Origin of the sequence: Pseudomonas sp. WPR_5_2, assembly GCF_003634475.1 — a bacterium.
Classification (GTDB): Bacteria; Pseudomonadota; Gammaproteobacteria; order Pseudomonadales; family Pseudomonadaceae; genus Aquipseudomonas; species Aquipseudomonas izuensis.
Window position 1 is genome coordinate 169,700 of the sequence record NZ_RBLA01000010.1, and the last position, 18,943, is coordinate 188,642.

The 18,943-nt window shown below is 60.5% G+C and carries 16 protein-coding genes; 11 read left to right on the plus strand and 5 right to left on the minus strand.

Annotation, left to right across the window (positions count from 1 at the left end):
* Positions 1–50: 50 nt before the first annotated feature.
* Together BJ917_RS29070 and BJ917_RS29075 are read right to left on the minus strand one after the other, a co-directional pair.
* Complete coding sequence (locus BJ917_RS29070; RefSeq protein WP_121105767.1) at positions 51–1,700, minus strand: acyl-CoA dehydrogenase family protein; 1,650 nt, start codon at positions 1,698–1,700, stop codon at positions 51–53.
* Between the two features lie 74 nt (positions 1,701–1,774).
* A complete protein-coding gene (locus BJ917_RS29075; RefSeq protein WP_121105769.1) occupies positions 1,775–4,159 on the minus strand; it encodes a hybrid sensor histidine kinase/response regulator in 2,385 nt (794 codons plus the stop codon).
* 389 nt (positions 4,160–4,548) lie between these two features.
* On the opposite strand from BJ917_RS29075, the gene BJ917_RS29085 reads away from it, so the two are divergent.
* From BJ917_RS29085 to BJ917_RS29100, 4 genes are all read left to right on the plus strand, one after another.
* Positions 4,549–5,346, plus strand: coding sequence for a hydroxymethylpyrimidine/phosphomethylpyrimidine kinase (locus BJ917_RS29085; protein WP_095197261.1), 798 nt, complete (start codon positions 4,549–4,551; stop codon positions 5,344–5,346).
* Positions 5,347–5,364: 18 nt separating this feature from the next.
* Positions 5,365–5,988 (plus strand): thiamine phosphate synthase, encoded by a 624-nt coding sequence (gene thiE / locus BJ917_RS29090; protein ID WP_096514928.1) that lies wholly within the window; start codon positions 5,365–5,367, stop codon positions 5,986–5,988.
* A gap of 10 nt (positions 5,989–5,998) precedes the next feature.
* Positions 5,999–7,282, plus strand: a complete 1,284-nt coding sequence (gene hemL, locus BJ917_RS29095; RefSeq protein WP_096514926.1) for a glutamate-1-semialdehyde 2,1-aminomutase — start codon at positions 5,999–6,001, stop codon at positions 7,280–7,282.
* Between the two features lie 225 nt (positions 7,283–7,507).
* On the plus strand, positions 7,508–8,062 hold the full coding sequence (locus tag BJ917_RS29100) for a tetratricopeptide repeat protein (RefSeq protein ID WP_096514924.1): 555 nt from the start codon (positions 7,508–7,510) through the stop codon (positions 8,060–8,062).
* A 113-nt stretch (positions 8,063–8,175) separates the two neighbouring features.
* Here the strand turns inward: BJ917_RS29100 and BJ917_RS29105 are convergent, their stop codons facing one another.
* Positions 8,176–8,505, minus strand: a complete 330-nt coding sequence (locus tag BJ917_RS29105) for a DUF1820 family protein (protein WP_003185742.1) — start codon at positions 8,503–8,505, stop codon at positions 8,176–8,178.
* Positions 8,506–8,639: 134 nt separating this feature from the next.
* Between BJ917_RS29105 and miaB the strand changes: the two genes are divergently transcribed.
* The 5 genes from miaB to lnt all read left to right on the plus strand — a co-directional run bounded on the left by miaB (position 8,640) and on the right by lnt (position 14,031).
* The gene (gene miaB / locus BJ917_RS29110; RefSeq protein WP_096514922.1) at positions 8,640–9,968 is read left to right on the plus strand and encodes a tRNA (N6-isopentenyl adenosine(37)-C2)-methylthiotransferase MiaB; all 1,329 of its coding nucleotides are present in this window, start codon (positions 8,640–8,642) and stop codon (positions 9,966–9,968) included.
* 187 nt (positions 9,969–10,155) lie between these two features.
* On the plus strand, positions 10,156–11,160 hold the full coding sequence (locus BJ917_RS29115; protein ID WP_121105773.1) for a PhoH family protein: 1,005 nt from the start codon (positions 10,156–10,158) through the stop codon (positions 11,158–11,160).
* Complete coding sequence (gene ybeY / locus BJ917_RS29120; RefSeq protein WP_121105775.1) at positions 11,153–11,647, plus strand: rRNA maturation RNase YbeY; 495 nt, start codon at positions 11,153–11,155, stop codon at positions 11,645–11,647. The genes BJ917_RS29115 and ybeY overlap by 8 nt, the downstream gene beginning before the upstream one ends.
* A gap of 5 nt (positions 11,648–11,652) precedes the next feature.
* The gene (locus tag BJ917_RS29125) at positions 11,653–12,492 is read left to right on the plus strand and encodes an HlyC/CorC family transporter (RefSeq protein WP_096514916.1); all 840 of its coding nucleotides are present in this window, start codon (positions 11,653–11,655) and stop codon (positions 12,490–12,492) included.
* 15 nt (positions 12,493–12,507) lie between these two features.
* Positions 12,508–14,031 carry an apolipoprotein N-acyltransferase gene (gene lnt, locus BJ917_RS29130; protein WP_121105777.1) on the plus strand — a complete coding sequence of 508 codons (1,524 nt, stop codon included), beginning with the start codon at positions 12,508–12,510 and terminating at the stop codon, positions 14,029–14,031.
* Positions 14,032–14,139: 108 nt separating this feature from the next.
* On the opposite strand, the gene BJ917_RS29135 is transcribed toward lnt, so the two are convergent.
* On the minus strand, positions 14,140–14,901 hold the full coding sequence (locus BJ917_RS29135) for a YdcF family protein (protein WP_121105779.1): 762 nt from the start codon (positions 14,899–14,901) through the stop codon (positions 14,140–14,142).
* Positions 14,902–15,006: 105 nt separating this feature from the next.
* Entirely contained in the window at positions 15,007–15,327 is a 321-nt protein-coding gene (locus BJ917_RS29140) for a hypothetical protein (protein ID WP_096514910.1), read from the minus strand.
* Positions 15,328–15,607: 280 nt separating this feature from the next.
* Between BJ917_RS29140 and leuS the strand changes: the two genes are divergently transcribed.
* Together leuS and lptE are read left to right on the plus strand one after the other, a co-directional pair.
* Positions 15,608–18,214 carry a leucine--tRNA ligase gene (gene leuS, locus BJ917_RS29145; protein WP_121105781.1) on the plus strand — a complete coding sequence of 869 codons (2,607 nt, stop codon included), beginning with the start codon at positions 15,608–15,610 and terminating at the stop codon, positions 18,212–18,214.
* Between the two features lie 88 nt (positions 18,215–18,302).
* Complete coding sequence (gene lptE, locus BJ917_RS29150) at positions 18,303–18,908, plus strand: LPS assembly lipoprotein LptE (protein WP_096515640.1); 606 nt, start codon at positions 18,303–18,305, stop codon at positions 18,906–18,908.
* Positions 18,909–18,943 lie beyond the last annotated feature (35 nt).

Consider the following 18,943-nt stretch of genomic DNA (forward strand, 5'->3'; position numbering starts at 1 on the left):
GTCGGAACGCCGCCCGGAGCCGGCTCACTCCTACAGTGGGACGGTGTCGTTCAGAAGCCTTGTGGTGTTGAGCGGGCGACGATCGCTTCGACGTCCAGCCCACGCGGCAACGCACCGTAGACCCGGCCACCACCACTCAGACGACTGGCAATAAACGCATCACTCACCACTGCGTTGCCGGCCTCCAGCAACAGCTTCGCCTGAAGGCCAAGGGCAACGTCTTCAGTCAATTGCCGCGCCCGGTACTGAATATCGCTGGTGTCCTTGAACGCCGCCTGCAATTGATTGATGTGAGCGGCCAGGCGCTTGTCGCCATGGCCGTCGCCCAATTCGCTGAACAACGCATCCAGCACACCCGGCTCCTTCGACAGGGCCCGCAGCACGTCGAGGCATTGCACATTGCCGGAGCCCTCCCACGTCGAATTCACCGGAGCCTCGCGGTAAAGCCTTGGCAGGATGCTGTCCTCCACATAACCGGCACCGCCCATGCATTCGGCGGCTTCATTGATCATGGCCGGCGCCCGTTTGCAGATCCAGTACTTGCCCACGGCCGTCACCAGCCGGGCGAATTTCGCTTCCTGCGAATCATCCAGATGATCCAGCGCGCGCCCCATACGCAGGCTCAAGGCCAGCGCCGCTTCGCTTTCCAGTGCCAGGTCCGCCAGTACGTTCTGCATCAAGGGGTGTTCGCTGAGCAATTTTCCGCCGACCTTGCGGTGGGTGCAGTGATGGCTGGCCTGGGTCAGTGCCTGGCGCATCAGGGCACTTGAGCCGACCATGCAATCGAAACGGGTCATGGCCACCATCTCGATAATGGTCGGAACGCCTCGGCCTTCTTCGCCGACCATCCACGCCAGTGCGCCACGGAACTCTACTTCGCTGGAGGCGTTGGAGCAGTTGCCGAGTTTGTTCTTCAGGCGCTGGATGTAGAACTGATTGCGCGTGTCATCCGGTCGATGGCGCGGCAGCAGGAAACAAGTCAAACCTTTATCCGTCTGCGCCAGGGTCAGGAAGGCATCGCACATCGGTGCCGAACAGAACCACTTGTGCCCTACCAGTTCATAGGCCTGGCCAGGGCCGCTGGCCCCCACCGGATAGGCCTTGGTGGTGTTGGCCCGCACATCGGTGCCGCCCTGTTTTTCGGTCATGGCCATACCGATGGTGACACCCGCCTTGTGGGCCATGCCGACATTGCGCGGGTCGTATTCGGTGGCGAGGATCTTCGGCAGCCATTTATCCGCCAGGTCCGGTTGCAGGCGCATCGCCGGGACGCTGGCAAAGGTCATGGTCAACGGGCAGCCGCTGCCGGCTTCGGCCTGGCTGTGCAAATACGTCATGGACGCGCGGGAGACATGGGCGCCGTCCTGCGGGTGCGCCCAAGGCAACGAAGTCAAGCCATGCTCGATCGCCGTGCGCATCAGTTGGTGATAGGCCGGGTGAAACTCCACCAGGTCGATACGGTGGCCAAAGCGGTCGTGACTGTTGAATACCGGTTTGTTCTGATTGGCCAGGAATCCCGCTTCCATCAGCGGCCCGCCGGCCAATGCGCCATAAGCCTCAATCCGCGACTCGGCCCAACCGGCCCCGAAACGCCGCGACCATTCCTGCAAAGGCAAATCGATGCGATACAGGTTGGCGCCGTCCAGTGAAGGCGGCTGGTTGGTGACTTCGTGGGTTTCGGCGAACTGATGCAGGTTCATGACGGGGCTCCTTTGGTCAGCCAAGGGATTTCAGTTAAGCACCGCCCCTTGGCCGATCAAAGTGTCATATCCGCCTAATTGTCGGCGCTTTCGCCCTGCTTCGGACAGAGCACCCGCCGATAGAGCGCAGCCTGCAAGTCTTCGAATTTCACCGGTTTGCTCAGGTAATCGATCAGCGCGCCGGTAGGACAGCGCTCTCGATCCACGCCCTGGGCGATCATGAACACCGGCAATTCGGCACAGCCTGGCAATTCCCGGATCTGGCAGCAGACAGACACTCCCTCCATCGGCGGCACCTGACCATCGAGCAATACGGCATCAAAGGATTCACCTTGCAGGAATTCGAGCGCGGCGATACCGGTATCAGCGGTGCGCACCCGGAACCCGAGCTTCAGCAACATACCGCGCATCACCAATTGATTGATGCTGTTGTCGTCCACCAACAGCACGGTGCAATCCTGTGGCAACCGCAGGCGTGGGAAGTCCCGCGTCATGAAGGACACTGACGGGGGCTCGACCGCCGGGAATTCGAACTCGACGTCGAGCTGGAAGCGACTGCCACGCCCAGGCTCGGAACGGTGCGTCAGGCGACCGCCGAGCAATTCGACCAGTTGCCGGCATATCGCCAGGCCGACCCCCAGACCGCCGTACTCGCGGGTCATCGAACCATCGAGCTGAAAGAATCGCTGATACATCGTCGCTTCACCCAGATCGGTGAAACCGATACCGGTATCGATCACCGCAAAGGACAGCGCCATTCGATCAGGGTTGACGGTTTTGCCGGTCACCCGCAGCGCCAGCCCACCGACCCGGGTGAACTTGATGGCGTTATCCAGCAGGCATTCCAGGCATTGCGCCAACTTGGCACTGTCACCGTGCAAACGATCCGGCACGCCGGGGGCCACGTCGACCTTGAAGTCCAGCGACTTGCTGGAAGCATTGCCGTCAAACTGCATGCGCAATGCGTCGACCACGCCGCGCAAGCTGAAGGTCGACGGGGAGGCCTTGAGCTTGCCGGCCTGCAATTCGGTCAGCGTGAGGATGCCGTTGACCATGCGCATCATGTCCCGCGCCGAGCCCGCGGCCGTTTGCTGGTATTGCTCCAGCTCCGGGTCCATTTCAACGGTCTGCATCAGTTCCAGCGAGCCGATCACGCCATTCATGGGCGTGCGCAATTCATGGGTCAGGGTCGCGAGGAATTCGTCCTTGAGCTGGTTACTGCGCGCCAGTTGCTGGTTGAGGACTTCCAGCTTTTGTCCCGCGTCGAACAGGGTTTGTGCCTGTTGCTCGCGCATGGCATTGATGCGGTCGGCCAGGGCCAGGGACAGCAGCGCCACCTCGATGGCCGAACCGATCTGGCTGGAATACATGGTCAGGAACACGTTCGGCAGATAACCCAGCACCATCAGGGTATTGATGATGCCGCCGAGCAAAAACGCCGACCAGGCAATGATGAAATAGCGCGCGACCCGCAGCCCGCGCAGCCAGGCGAAAATGCCCGCGGCAAAAATCACTACCGTGAAGATCAGCGCCAATGCCGTCGCCAGGCGCAGGGCCAGGGCATAACTGGTCATCAGCGATAACCCGACCACCAGTGCACTAAATACCACCAACGCCAGCAATAAACGGTCAAGCCAGCGGCTGTGGGTGGCCGTTTGCAGGAAACGGCGGGCGAACTGACTGCCGAACAGCCCGGCACAGCCAATGAAGAACGGCGTCGCCGCGTTGGCCCACCAGGGATTGTCCGGCCAGAAGTACTGCACGGCCGCACCGTTCACCGACAGCTGATACAAACCGAACGAGGCGATATAGAAAATGTAATAGAGATAGCTGGTGTCGCGCACGCTGAGGTAGATGAACAGGTTGTAAACCAGCATTCCCAGCAACACACCGTAAATCAGTCCCAACACGTAAAGCCTGACCGGCTGTGCTTCGAGGTACGCGGTGCTCGACCACAGCGTGACCGGTGCCTGTATCGAGCCCTGGCTCTGCAGGCGCAGATAGACGGTTTGTGTTTGGTCGGGGGTGAAATCCAGGTTGAACAGGAAGTTGTTCTGACGAATCTCGCGACTGGTGAACGGCAAGGCATCGCCGGTCTGGCGAACCAATTGATAGTTGCCGGCCGCATCGGGCAAGTACAAATCAAGGTGATCGAGGGGCGGATAGGCCAGTTCGAGCAGCCAGGTACGCTGCGCCGCCGGGTTGGTCGGACGGTATTGCAAATCGATTTTCAGCCAGAACACCGAACGCGAGTAACCGGCATTGAGGGTGGCTTTGTCGTGGGCTTTGAAGTTGCCTGCCGCCGCTTGGGCAAGCACATCCGCGATGGTCGCCTGACCAGCGGCGTCTTCAAGTACTTGCAAGGTTCGGCCCAGGGGGAGGCTTTGAGTGAACTCATCGAATTCGACGGCGTTCGCCAGGAGGGGCAAACACAATAGCAACATCAGCAAATAGCGCATTTATGCCCCAGCGTGGCCTGTCCGGTTCTGTCAGGAAGCCCCCCATTCCCTTTGAGCAGACGTAAACCGGTGTTACCTGTTATTGGTTTGGATCCACTCTAGCATAGCCGTTGATGGCCATTGAGCACTACTGAAATTTTTCATACAAAGGCTCTAGCACGGGTGTTCCAGCGAAGATTATTGAGATAGAGCTGTTTGACCGATCAAACCCCTGTCTGTAGGAGCGAGCTTGCTCCGGGCGACGTTCCGAAGATGAATTCATGGTCGCCGCGTTTATCCCGTAACCCGGCGTCATCATTAACGACCATCGCGAGCAATCGAGCGTCGACCGGCTGCTCCTATGGGCACCGTCATGACTCGTCGGTCGACTGGTGGTAAGCTCGCGCACCATGAATATCTACAGCTCTCGCCCCGTTGTCCTCTGTCTCTCCGGCCACGACCCAAGTGGTGGCGCCGGCTTGCAGGCAGATATCGAAGCCCTGCTCGCTCAGGGTTGCCATGCGGCTCCGGCCGTCACCGCCCTGACCGTGCAAGACACGGTCAATGTCACGGATTTCCGCGTCCTCGATCGTGAGTGGGTGCTGGCCCAGGCCAATGCCGTGCTCAACGACTCTGAAGTCGCAGCGGTCAAACTGGGCATGCTCGGTTCACTGGAAATGGTCGACACCGTTGTCGAACTGCTTTCGGCGCACCCGCATTTGCCAGTGGTCTGCGACCCGGTGTTGCGCGCCGGCGGCGGCGGACGACTGGGCAAGGACGAAGTCGGCTACGCCATGCGCGAACGCCTGCTGCCCCTGTCGATCATCGCTACCCCTAACCTTCCCGAAGCCCGGATCCTCGCCGAACTGCCCGAAGGCACCGCGGACGAGTGCGCTGAAAAACTCCTGCCGTTCGTCAAACACCTGCTGATTACCGGCGGTCATGGTGACGAAACTGAAATCCACAATCGCCTCTACAGCCGCGATGGCTTGCGCCAAACCTACACCTGCCAGCGCTTGCCCGGCAGCTATCACGGTTCCGGCTGCACCTTGGCCAGCGCCCTCGCCGGCCGTCTGGCCCAAGGTGAAAACCTCGCCAGTGCCGTTCAGACCGCGCTTAACTACACTTGGCGCACCCTGCGTGACGCCGAGCAACTGGGCAAAGGCCAGTTCGTGCCACGCCGCCTGCCACTGGACTTCTGTTCGTAACGCCATGAGGGCTGTCCGATGAAATTACGTGGCCTGTACGCCATTACCGACAGCCATTTACTGGACGGTAAATTGCTCGAGTACGTGGAGGCGGCGCTGCAAGGCGGCGTCACCCTGTTGCAATACCGCGACAAGAGCAGTGACGAAGCCCGTCGTCTGCGTGAAGCCGAAGCCTTGCGTGATTTGTGCGAACGCTACAACACCCGGTTGATCATCAATGATGACGCTGAACTGGCCGCACGCCTGAACGTCGGCGTGCACCTGGGACAGACCGACGGCCCACTGACCCCGGCCCGTGCGCTGCTCGGCTCCAGGGCCATCATCGGCTCGACTTGCCACGCGCAACTCGAACTCGCCGAACAGGCCGCCAAAGAAGGCGCCAGTTACGTCGCCTTCGGCCGCTTCTTCAATTCCAACACCAAGCCCGGCGCCCCGACCTGCAGCCTCGAACTGCTCGACCAGGCCCGCCAGCAGCTGCACCTGCCAATCTGCGCGATTGGCGGCATCACCCTGGACAACGCTGCTCCGCTGGTGGCTCACGGCGTCGATCTGCTGGCCGTGGTGCATGGCCTGTTTGGCGCCCAGAGCGCGGCTGAGGTGACCCGTCGCGCCCGTGCATTCAATGAATTATTAAAAGTCTGAGAGCCCGATCATGTCTCGTTCCGAAACGCTGTTTGCCAATGCCCAGAAACACATTCCCGGTGGCGTGAACTCGCCGGTTCGCGCGTTCAAGAGCGTCGGTGGCACGCCGTTGTTCTTCAAGCACGCCGAAGGCGCCTACGTCACTGACGAGGACGACAAGCGCTATGTGGATTACGTCGGGTCCTGGGGCCCGATGATCCTCGGCCACAGCCATCCGGATGTGCTGAACGCCGTGCGCAAACAGCTGGAGCACGGTCTGTCCTACGGCGCACCGACCGAGATGGAAACCCAGATGGCTGATCTGGTTTGCTCGCTGGTGCCGTCGATGGAAATGGTGCGCATGGTCAGCTCCGGCACCGAAGCGACCATGAGCGCGATCCGTCTGGCCCGTGGTTTCACCGGTCGCGACAGCATCATCAAGTTCGAAGGCTGCTACCACGGCCACTCCGACAGCCTGCTGGTCAAGGCCGGCTCCGGCGCACTGACTCAAGGCGTCCCGAGCTCGGCCGGTGTACCGGCGGCCTTCGCCAAACACACCCTGACCCTGCCGTTCAACGACATCGACGCCGTTGAAAGCATGCTCGCCGAAGTCGGCCAGGACGTGGCGTGCATCATCGTCGAGCCGGTCGCCGGCAACATGAACTGCGTACCACCGGCCCCCGGCTTCCTCGAAGGCTTGCGCACCTTGTGCGACAAGCATGGCGTGGTACTGATCTTCGACGAAGTGATGACCGGCTTCCGTGTCGCCCTCGGCGGCGCCCAGGCGCACTACGGCGTAACGCCGGACCTGACCACCTTCGGCAAGATCATCGGTGGCGGTATGCCGGTGGGCTGCTTCGGCGGCAAGCGTGAAATCATGTCGCGCATTGCTCCGCTCGGCCCGGTTTACCAGGCTGGCACCTTGTCGGGTAACCCGCTGGCCATGGCGGCTGGCCTGACCACTCTGCGCCTGATCAGCCGTCCGGGCTTCCACGCCGAGTTGACCGACTACACCACACGCCTGCTCGACGGTCTGCAAGTGCGTGCCGATGCAGCGGGCATTCCGTTCGTGACCACCCAGGCCGGTGGCATGTTCGGTCTGTACTTCAGCGGTGCCGACGACATCGTGACCTTCGATGACGTCATGGCCAGTGACGCCGCCCTGTTCGGCCGTTTCTTCCACCTGATGCTGGAAGGCGGTGTGTACCTGGCACCGAGCGCGTTCGAAGCCGGCTTCACCTCGATCGCCCACGGCGAAGCCGAATTGAAACTGACCCTGGATGCCGCCGAGCGCGCATTCGCAGCCTTGAAATAATGCAGTAGCGCTGACGTTGGCCATCGCCAGCGTCAGCTTTCACCTACACCCCAGCGCTTTTTCCTACTCATCTGCCAATAATCCCCCGCAAAGTGGGCGATATATTTCCCGTGCAGCAGAAAAACGAGTAAAGACTTTGTAAGGTTGGCCCTGCTTATTTCATAATGCGCGCTTATTGGATCCCCTCGATGGGTCCGCGCGCCCTTCAGAGGTAAGTCGATTCCCATGAACCGCACCGGCCGCGCCCTTTCACTGGGCTGCCTGTTGCTCCTTCAGCCCCTGCTCGCGCTCGCACAAGCAGGCGGTAACTCGTTGTTAATCCCAGCGATGGGTCGCTGCACCCTCAATACCCAGCCGCAAGACCTGGCACAGGCGTTGGCCGCCTGTCAGAAAGCGTCGGATGAAGGGGATGCGCAAGCGCAATACGAGTTGGGTGAGTTCTACTACGAAGGCAAAAACGCGCCGCGCGACCTCAATCAAGCCCTGAGCTACTTCGAAAAGGCCTCGCTGCAAGGCCATGCCCAGGCGCAATTCAAACTCGGCACCATGTTCTTCCACGGCGAAGGCGTCCCGGCCAATAACGTCCAGGCGTACATCCTGTTGAAAATGGCCGCGGTCAACGGCGCTGAAGATGCGCTGGACACCGCCGACGAAGTCACCGAGAAAATGCCCCGCGAAGAGCTCGAAGTCGCCACCCAGGTGCTCGGGCAAATTTTCCGCAAATACCTGATGGAACTGCAGAGTGCCGATGGGCGTACGCCCTTTTCGCCTCTTCCCTAGTTTTTTACCAGCCTTTCTGACGCCATCGCGAGCAAGCTATGCTCCTACCGAGGCGTAACACCTTCCTGTGGGAGCAAAGCTTGCTCGCGATTGGGGCGACTCGGTCTTGGGCCTTACTTCTCAGGCATCGGCATCGGAAACGGCATCACATTGCCGACCGCGCCGCGGGCTTCGCTGATTTTCGGGGTGCCCAGGCGCTCGACTTCATCGATGCGCACGATCGAATGCATCGGTACGAAACTGCGTACGACACCTTCGAATTGCGCCTTGAGCTTCTCTTCGCTCGGATCGACGACCACTTGCGTGCGCTCGCCAAAGACGAACTCTTCCACTTCCAGGAAGCCCCACAGATCGCTCTGATAGATCTGCTTGGCGTACATTTCGAACACCTGGCCCTGGTTGAGGAAAATCACCTTGTAGATTGGAGCTTCGCGTTTGGTCATGGCGGGCGGACAACACATCGGGGTAAAAATGAGGGCGCGAACTATAGCATAGCCACCGGACGCACAGCGGTAGGAACCTGGGAACATGTTCCCTATAATGCGCGGTTCTTCGAATCACGTGATGACCCTTTTCCATGGCCAAGAAGCTTTACATCGAAACCCACGGTTGCCAGATGAACGAGTACGACAGCTCGCGCATGGTCGATCTGCTGGGCGAACACCAGGCCCTGGAAGTCACTGCTCGGGCAGAAGATGCCGACGTGATCCTGCTCAACACCTGCTCGATCCGCGAGCGCGCCCAGGATCGCGTCTACTCGCAGCTCGGCCGCTGGCGCGAACTGAAACTGGCCAATCCGGACATGGTGATTGCCGTCGGCGGTTGCGTGGCCAGCCAGGAAGGCGCCGCCATCCGCGATCGCGCGCCCTATGTCGACGTGGTGTTTGGCCCGCAAACCCTGCACCGCTTGCCGGAAATGATCGACGCCGCGCGCACCAGCAAGTTGCCGCAAGTCGATGTTTCGTTCCCGGAAATCGAAAAATTCGACCACTTGCCCGAGCCGCGCATCGACGGCCCGAGTGCCTACGTGTCGGTGATGGAAGGTTGCAGCAAGTACTGCACCTTCTGCGTGGTGCCCTATACCCGCGGCGAAGAAGTCAGCCGTCCGTTCGACGATGTGATCGCCGAGATCATTCACCTGGCCGAAAATGGCGTGCGCGAAGTGACGCTGCTGGGGCAGAACGTCAACGGTTATCGCGGCACCACCCATGACGGTCGCCTGGCCGATCTGGCCGAGCTGATCCGGGTGGTCGCGGCCGTCGATGGCATCGACCGCATCCGCTACACCACCTCGCACCCGCTGGAATTCTCCGACAGCCTGATCCAGGCCCATGCCGAGGTCCCCGAACTGGTGAAACACCTGCACTTGCCGGTGCAGTCGGGTTCGGACCGGATCCTGGCCGCGATGAAGCGCAACCACACCGCGCTTGAGTACAAATCCAAACTGCGCAAGCTGCGGGCCGCCGTGCCTGGTATCTGCATCAGCTCGGACTTCATCGTCGGCTTCCCGGGCGAGACCGAAAAAGACTTCGAACAGACCATGAAGCTTATCCAGGACGTCGGCTTCGACTTCTCCTACTCGTTCGTCTACAGCCAGCGTCCCGGAACACCGGCTGCCGATCTGGCCGATGACACGCCGGAAGCGCTGAAAAAAGAGCGCCTGAATGCCCTGCAACATCGCTTGAACCAGCAAGGTTTCGAAATCAGCCGACAAATGGTCGGTTCGATCCAACGCATCCTGGTCACCGACTACTCGAAAAAAGACCCCGGCGAGTTGCAAGGCCGCACCGAAAATAACCGTATCGTCAACTTCCGCTGCGACAATCCGACTTTGATCGGCCAGTTCGCCGATGTGCGCATCGATGCAGCGCAGCCACACTCGTTGCGGGGCTCGCTGATCCAGTAACACCGCAAAACCCTGTAGGAGCAAAGCTTGCTCGCGATTGCCACGCCGCGGTCCGCCGGACAGATGGCGTTATCGTTCATCGCGAGCAAGCTTTGCTCCCACAGGAATATTTAAGAGCTTTCGCACCCAGGCCACTGGCGTTATCCTTGATTTCATCACTATTGCCCCAGGGCGGCTAAATACGACCTTGAACGCACCCATCGAACCACATCGTTTCATCCTCGAGCCTTTTGAGGCGCGCCGTTTCGCCAATCTGTGCGGGCAATTCGACGAGCACTTGCGCTTGATCGAACAGCGCCTGACCATCGAGATCCGCAATCGCGGAAACCAGTTCGAACTGATCGGCGAGCGTAAACACACCACCTCCGCGGAAAACCTCCTGCGCCGCCTGTACCGGGAAACCAAGGGTACCGAGCTGTCGCCGGACATGGTTCACCTGTTCCTGCAGGAATCCGCCGTCGAGGAGCTGGACAACCATTCGCCCGCCGACGCCTCCGTCGCCCTGCGCACCAAAAAAGGCATGATTCGCCCACGCGGCGTGAATCAGCAGCGCTACGTGAAGGAAATCCTCGGCAACGACATCAACTTCGGCATTGGCCCGGCCGGTACCGGCAAGACCTATCTGGCCGTTGCCTGCGCGGTGGACGCCCTGGAACGCGAGCAGATCCGTCGCATCCTGCTGGTGCGCCCGGCGGTCGAAGCGGGAGAAAAACTCGGCTTCCTGCCTGGCGACCTGTCCCAGAAGATCGATCCGTACCTGCGCCCGCTCTACGATGCGCTCTACGAAATGCTCGGCTTCGAACATGTGGCCAAGCTGATCGAGCGCCAGGTCATCGAAGTCGCGCCGCTGGCCTACATGCGTGGTCGTACGCTGAACAACAGTTTCATCATCCTCGACGAAAGCCAGAACACCACCGTCGAGCAAATGAAGATGTTCCTGACCCGGATCGGCTTCGGTTCAACGGCCGTCATCACCGGTGACATCACCCAGGTCGACCTGCCACGAGGCACCAAATCCGGTTTGCATCACGTGATCGAAGTGTTGAAAGACGTGCCAGGCATCAGTTTCACCCACTTCCAGCCCAAGGACGTCGTGCGCCATCCGTTGGTGCAGCGCATTGTCGAAGCCTATGAGCGCTTCGAAAATCGTGCGGCTGATGAAGCACCAAAGGACAACCGCCGCGATGCTTGAGCTTGACCTGCAAATCGCGACCGAAACACCCGCCCCCAGCGAAGCCGATTTCCGCCAGTGGTGTGAACTGGCCCTGCGCCAGCGCACCGCCGACTCCGAAATGACCATTCGACTGGTCGACGAAGCCGAAGGCCGCGAGCTGAACCACACCTGGCGGCAGAAGGATTATGCCACTAACGTATTGTCATTCCCGGCCGACGTGCCGGACGAGTTTCTCGACATCCCGTTGCTGGGCGACCTGGTGATCTGCGTCGCCGTGGTCGAGCGCGAAGCTGCCGAACAGGGCAAGGAACTCAAGGCCCATTGGGCACACCTGGTGATTCACGGCTGCTTGCATCTACTCGGTTACGACCACATAGATGATGACGAAGCCGAAGAAATGGAAGCACTGGAACGGGCATTGCTTGCAGAACTGGGCTATCCCGATCCGTACGCGGACGACGAAACCGAAACCTCCCCAACCGCCACAACAAAGGATTCAGAGTAATCGCTATGAGCGAAGATCGATCGAGCAACGGGCAGAAGTCCTGGCTGGGTAAAATCACCCAGGCTTTTGCCCACGAGCCGAAGAACCGCCAGGAGCTGCTGGAGCTGCTGCGCGATGCACACCAGAACAAACTGCTGGACAGCGAAGCGCTGGCCATCGTCGAAGGTGCCATCCAGGTGGCTGACCTGCAGGTACGGGACATCATGGTCCCGCGCTCGCAGATGATCAGCATCAAGGCGACCCAGACACCCCGCGAGTTCCTGCCTGCCGTCGTCGACTCGGCCCACTCCCGCTACCCGGTGATCGGCGAAAGCCACGATGACGTGATGGGCGTGTTGCTGGCCAAGGACTTGCTGCCGCTGATCCTCAAGGAGAACGGCGACCACTTCAACATCAAGGATCTGCTGCGCCCGGCCACCTTCGTGCCGGAATCCAAGCGCCTGAACGTATTGCTGCGCGAGTTCCGCGCCAACCACAACCACATGGCCATCGTCATCGACGAGTACGGCGGCGTGGCAGGCCTGGTGACCATTGAAGACGTGCTGGAGCAGATCGTCGGCGACATCGAAGACGAGCACGACGTCGAAGAAGACAGCTACATCAAGCCGCTGCCCAGCGGTGATTTCCTGATCAAGGCCCTGACACCGATCGAAAACTTCAACGAGTTCTTCGACAGCGAATTCTCCGACGACGAGTTCGACACCGTTGGCGGCCTGGTGATGAGCGCATTCGGACACTTGCCAAAGCGTAACGAAATCACTGAAATCGGCACCTATCGTTTCCGCATCCTCAATGCGGACAGTCGCCGAATTCATTTGCTGCGCCTGACGCCTATCGCCCGGTAAAAACTAAGGATTGAAATGCGCTGGATAACCCGCCCCGGCTGGCCCGGTAACCTGCTGGCCGTGGCGGCCGGTGCAATCACCACCCTGGCCCTGGCGCCGTTTGACATCTGGCCACTGGCCTTGCTGGCCGTCGGGTTGTTCTATGCCGGCCTGCGTGAACTGAGCCCGCGCCAGGCCCTGGGTCGTGGCTGGTGCTTCGGCTTCGGCCTGTTCGGCGCCGGGACCAGCTGGATCTACTACAGCATCCACCATTTCGGCGGCGCCTCGGTCCTGCTGGCCGGGTTCCTGATGCTGATATTCACCGCGGCGATTGCCTGGTTCTTCGCCCTCCCGGCCTGGCTCTGGGCGCGCTGGCTACGGCGCAACGAAGCGCCGCTGGCCGATGCCCTGGCTTTCGCGGCGCTGTGGGTTGGCCAGGAAGCGTTCCGCGGCTGGTTCCTGACCGGCTTCCCATGGCTTTATTCCGGGTACAGCCAGCTTGACGGCCCTTTGACCGGGCTTGCCCCCGTCGGCGGCATGTGGCTGATTTCCTTCACGCTGGCCCTGACCGCCGCGCTGGTTTACAACGGCTTGCGCCTGGTCCGCAGTGGCCGTAAAGGTTTCATCGCACTTGGCGCCCTGCTGCTGGTAGGCCCATGGGTGGCCGGCATGGCGCTCAAGCATCATGCATGGACCAGCCCGGCGGGCGCGCCGCTGAGCGTCGCGGCCATTCAGGGCAACATCGAACAGAGCATGAAATGGGACCCGGCGCAGCTCAATGCCCAGTTGGCGCTGTACCGCGACATGAGCTTCAGCTCCAAGCGTGTAGACCTGTTGATCTGGCCGGAAACCGCGATCCCGGTGCTCAAGGAGTCAGCTGAAGGCTACCTGGACATGATGGGCAAATTCGCCGCCGAACGGGATTCGGCAATGATTACCGGCGTACCGATCAGGGAAGTCGTTCGTCATGAGAAACGCTTCTTCAACGGCATAACCGTAGTGGGTGAAGGCGATGGCACCTACCTCAAACAGAAGCTGGTGCCGTTCGGCGAGTACGTTCCACTGCAAGATGTGTTGCGGGGATTGATTGCGTTCTTCGACCTGCCAATGTCGGACTTCGCTCGCGGCCCCGCCGATCAGGCCATGTTGCAAGCCAAGGGCTACCAGATCGCACCGTTCATCTGCTACGAAGTGGTGTATCCGGAGTTTGCCGCCGGCCTCGCCGCACAAAGCGAACTGCTGCTGACCATCAGTAATGACACCTGGTTTGGTACGTCCATCGGTCCATTGCAACATCTGCAAATGGCACAGATGCGCGCATTGGAGGCCGGCCGCTGGATGATCCGGGCCACCAATAACGGCGTCACCGGCCTGATCAACCCGTTCGGCCAGATCACGGCGCAGATCCCGCAATTCGAACGCGGCATCCTGTACGGTGACGTCGTGCCGATGCACAACCTGACGCCTTACCTGCAATGGCGTTCGTGGCCATTGATCATTGTCTGCGTGTTGTTGTTTGGCTGGGCGCTGGTGGCGAACCGGATGGCCAAAACCGTCTGAACCGATGATTTGCAGGAGCTGGCTTGTCGGATCGCCGCACCGCAGCGAAGGCGCCACCGTTTTCGCCGGCAAGCCGGCTCCTGCAGAAAGACCGTAATCATTGGATTATCAATAAAACAACGAATACCCCACCTGCCCCACCGCCTCGTTTATCAACTGCCCGCTACGCCAGATCGCGTTGATTTCCGGCATCCAGCCGCCCAGCGGCTTGCCGTTGTCGTCGGTACCCAGAAATCCCATCGGCGCAGGCACCACTTCAAACCCGGCCTTGCGAAAACTCCAGACCGCTCGCGGCATGTGCCAGGCCTGGGTCACGAGCACCACCCGTTTGATACCTTCGGGCAATAACACCTCTGCACTGAGCTGCGCATTCTCCCAGGTCGTACGGCTGCGCCCTTCCTGCCAACGCACGGTCACACCGAAATCATCGTGCAACGAGTCAGCCATCAATTTTGCTTCAGTCGGCGGAGTGCCGTAATGCAGGCCGCCACTGGTCAGAATCGGTAAGCCCGAGGCCTTGGCCAGACGTGCTGCATAGCGCTGACGTTCCAGGCCTACGCCCGTTGGCTGATCTTCACCCCACGCCAGATCGCCCCGCTCGCGGCCCGATCCCAACACCACGATTGCATCCGCGCGCTGCCCCAACGTCACCCACTCCTCGAGCGCCAGCGGCGGTTCACGCTCCAGTAGTGAGGCGCTCCATTGCACCACGACTGGCAGGCTCATCAGCCAGAAACCGCCCAACCCGAGGGCAAAGCAGAAGCTGGCGAGCCGTGGCCTTGAGCGGCGCAAGCACCAGGCAAGCAAAAGCAGCAGCAACAGAATGCCTGGCGGCAAGAGAAGTTGTTTCACGAAATAACGAAAAGGCATCAGGCATCCCCTTGAAGATGCCCGAAGCCTATGTGGAATGACACAATGCGACAATCAATACGGAAGGACTATGCTTCAGAAAATCATGGAGCATGGCTCTGTGCCCTATTTGCACTGCAGCGACCGGACCTTTACCGCGTCTCTGCCGGGTGCCTTGTCCTTGAGCCAGATGATCTTGGCCGAACGTGGTGCGTCGAGTTGCTTCACTGCTTCAGACAAGCATCCGTGCGTCTCACGTTCACTGCGATCCAGATACGCCTTGACCAGAGCAAACTCTGCGGGGCTCAGGCCGCGCAGCTCCAGTTCCAGTGGGCGTTCGTCGCGCAGCCGACCAGCGGTTTTTGCCGCTTCCAGGGCCATGCCCAGACGATCGATCAGTCTTTCGTACAGCTCCGGTTTTGTAGCTTTTTGCCGTGACTCAACCATCCCTCACCTCATTGGAAGATAAGACCTACTCCCCAGTTAGAGCTTAGCCTCCATGCACAAACCGGCTGAACGCCGCGACCAACGGCCCTCGCAGCGGTTTTGGCGAGACGCGTGGCAGTAATCAGGGTTTCCCTCGGTAGAGTGCGGTCATGTATGCTACGACGCTTCCTGTAACTCCACTTCCAGCTCGCCTGGACACCGAAACGCCGAATTGGCGCCTTCATCGTCCAGCGTTGCATTGAAGAGGATTAGGCCACCCCTATTCAGTTCAAAAGTAGCCATGCACGAACAATATCAGCCCCGTGAAATCGAAGCCGCCGCCCAGTCGTTCTGGGACGAGCAAAAGTCCTTTGAAGTCAGTGAACAGCCAGGCAAGGAGACTTACTACTGCCTGTCGATGTTCCCTTACCCCAGCGGCAAGCTACACATGGGGCACGTGCGCAACTACACCATCGGCGACGTGATCTCCCGCTATCAGCGCATGCAAGGCAAGAACGTCCTGCAACCCATGGGTTGGGACGCCTTCGGCATGCCGGCGGAAAACGCCGCGATGAAGAACAACGTAGCGCCCGCCAAGTGGACCTACGAAAACATCGCCTACATGAAAACCCAGCTGCGCAGCCTGGGCCTGGCAGTGGACTGGTCGCGCGAAGTGACCACCTGCAAGCCTGACTACTACCGCTGGGAACAATGGCTGTTCACTCGCCTGTTCGAAAAAGGCGTGATCTACAAAAAAAGCGGCACCGTGAACTGGGACCCGGTCGACCAGACCGTTCTGGCCAACGAGCAGGTGATCGACGGACGCGGCTGGCGTTCCGGCGCGCTGATCGAAAAGCGCGAAATTCCGATGTACTACTTCAAGATCACCGCCTACGCGGATGAACTGCTGGAGAGCCTCGACGAGTTGACTGGCTGGCCTGAACAGGTCAAGACCATGCAGCGCAACTGGATCGGCAAGTCCCGCGGTATGGAAGTGCAATTCCCGTACAACGTCGATTCCATTGGCGAAACCGGCACGATGAAGGTCTTCACCACCCGTCCGGACACCCTGATGGGCGCGACCTACGTCGCCGTGGCCGCCGAACACCACCTGGCCACCCTGGCTGCCCGGAACAATCCTGAGCTGCAAGCGTTCATCGCCGAATGCAAAAGCGGCAGCGTCGCCGAAGCCGACGTCGCCACCCAGGAGAAAAAAGGCCTGCCGACCGGCCTGTTCGTCGAGCACCCGCTGACCGGCGAAAAACTGCCGGTATGGGTCGCCAACTACGTGCTGATGCACTACGGCGATGGCGCGGTCATGGCGGTCCCGGCGCACGATGAGCGTGATTTCGAATTCGCCCACAAGTACAACCTGCCGGTCAAGTCCGTGGTACGCACCAGCTCCGGTGAGACCAACCCGGCACCGTGGCAGGACGCCTACGGCGAGCACGGTACGCTGATCAACTCCGGCGAATTCGACGGCCTCGACTTCGCCGGCGCTTTCGACGCCATCGAAGTGGCGCTGATCAAGAAGAACCTTGGCGCTTCTCGCACCCAGTTCCGCCTGCGCGACTGGGGCATCAGCCGTCAACGCTACTGGGGCTGCCCGATCCCGATCATCCACTGCAAAACCTGCGGTGACGTGCCGGTGCCGGAAGATCAACTGCCGGTCGTGCTGCCGGAAGACGTCGTGCCCGATGGCGCCGGCTCGCCACTGGCGCGCATGCCCGAGTTCTACGAATGCAGCTGCCCGAAGTGCGGCCAGCCTGCCAAGCGTGAAACCGACACCATGGACACCTTCGTCGAGTCCTCCTGGTACTACGCACGCTATGCCTCGCCGCGCTATGAAGGCGGCCTGGTGGAAAAATCGGCAGCCGACCACTGGTTGCCGGTGGACCAATACATCGGCGGCATCGAACACGCCATTCTTCACCTGCTTTACGCACGTTTCTTCCACAAACTGATGCGTGACGAAGGCCTGGTGAGCTCCAACGAGCCCTTCAAGAACCTGCTGACCCAAGGCATGGTGATTGCCGAGACTTACTACCGTCGCGAAGCCAACGGTGCCTACACCTGGTTCAACCCGGCGGACGTCGAACTCGAGCGCGACAGCAAGGCCAAGGTCATCAGCGCCAAGCTGATCGCCGACGGTCTGCCGGTTGAAATCGGCGGCACCGAGAAGATGGCCAAGTCGAAGAACAACGGCGTCGACCCACAGTCGATGATCGACCAGTTCGGTGCTGATACCTGCCGCCTGTTCATGATGTTCGCCTCGCCACCTGACATGAGCGCGGAATGGTCCGACTCCGGTGTGGAAGGTTCGCACCGTTTCCTCAAGCGCGTCTGGCGCCTGGCTCAAGCGCACGTCACTCAGGGCCTGCCGGGCAAACTGGACGTTGCCGGCCTGAACGACGAGCAGAAAGCCATTCGCCGCTCGATCCACCAGGCCATCAAGCAAGCCAGCCACGACGTCGGCCAGAACCACAAGTTCAACACCGCCATCGCCCAGGTGATGACGCTGATGAACGTGCTGGAAAAAGCCGCACAGAGCACCGAACAGGATCGCGCACTGGTTCAGGAAGGCCTGGAAACCGTGACGTTGCTGCTGGCACCGATCACCCCGCACATCAGCCACGAACTGTGGAGCCGACTGGGTCACGCCGATCCGGTGATCGACGCCGCCTGGCCAGTGCTGGACGAAAGCGCACTGGTGCAGGACAGCCTGCAGCTGGTGATCCAGGTCAACGGCAAGCTGCGCGGCCACATCGAAATGCCGGCCAGCGCCAGCCGCGAAGAAGTCGAAGCCGCCGCACGGGCCAACGAGAACGTGCTGCGTTTCGTGGACGGTCTGACCATTCGCAAAGTGATTGTGGTACCCGGGAAACTGGTCAACATCGTCGCCAGCTAATGGGATCAGGCGCCAGGTCATGCCTGGCGCCGCGTCAAACCTTTCGGGCCGCAAGAGCGGCCCACATGGTTTCAAGGGGAGCAACACAATGATCAAACGCAACTTGCTGGTGATGGGCCTTGCGGTCCTGCTGAGCGCCTGCGGTTTCCAGCTGCGCGGCACCGGCACCACCGAACTGGCGATCAAGGAAATCGACCTGAGCGCCCGCAACGCCTATGGCGAAACCGTGACGCAACTGCGTCAGGTACTCGATAGCAGCGGCGTCAAGGTCTATACCGGTGCACCGTACAAGCTTGTGCTGACGGATGAGCAGGAAACCCAGCGTATCCTCAGCTACGCGGGCGCCGGTCGTACTGGCGAATATCAAATGAACACCGTGCTTAACTACAGCATCCTCAGCCACGGCAACCTGACGCTGATGGCCGACAAGCTTGAAGTCGGGAAGGTCTTCATTCATGACGGCAACAACCTGGTGGGTTCCGACCAGGAGGCTGCCGATGCCCGCCGGGAAATGCGTCGCGAGCTGGTACAGCGCATGATGCTGCGCCTGCAACAGATCACTCCAACTCAATTGGAGCAGTTGCAGCAGACTGCCGAGGCCAAAGCCAAGGCAGATGCCGCGGCACTGGAAGCGGCGCGCAAGGCTGAAGCGGATACACCGCGTCAGTCGCCTATCGAACTGCCGCGGCAGTAAGACTTACGGGGCGTTCAGGCGCCCCGTTCGCCCTC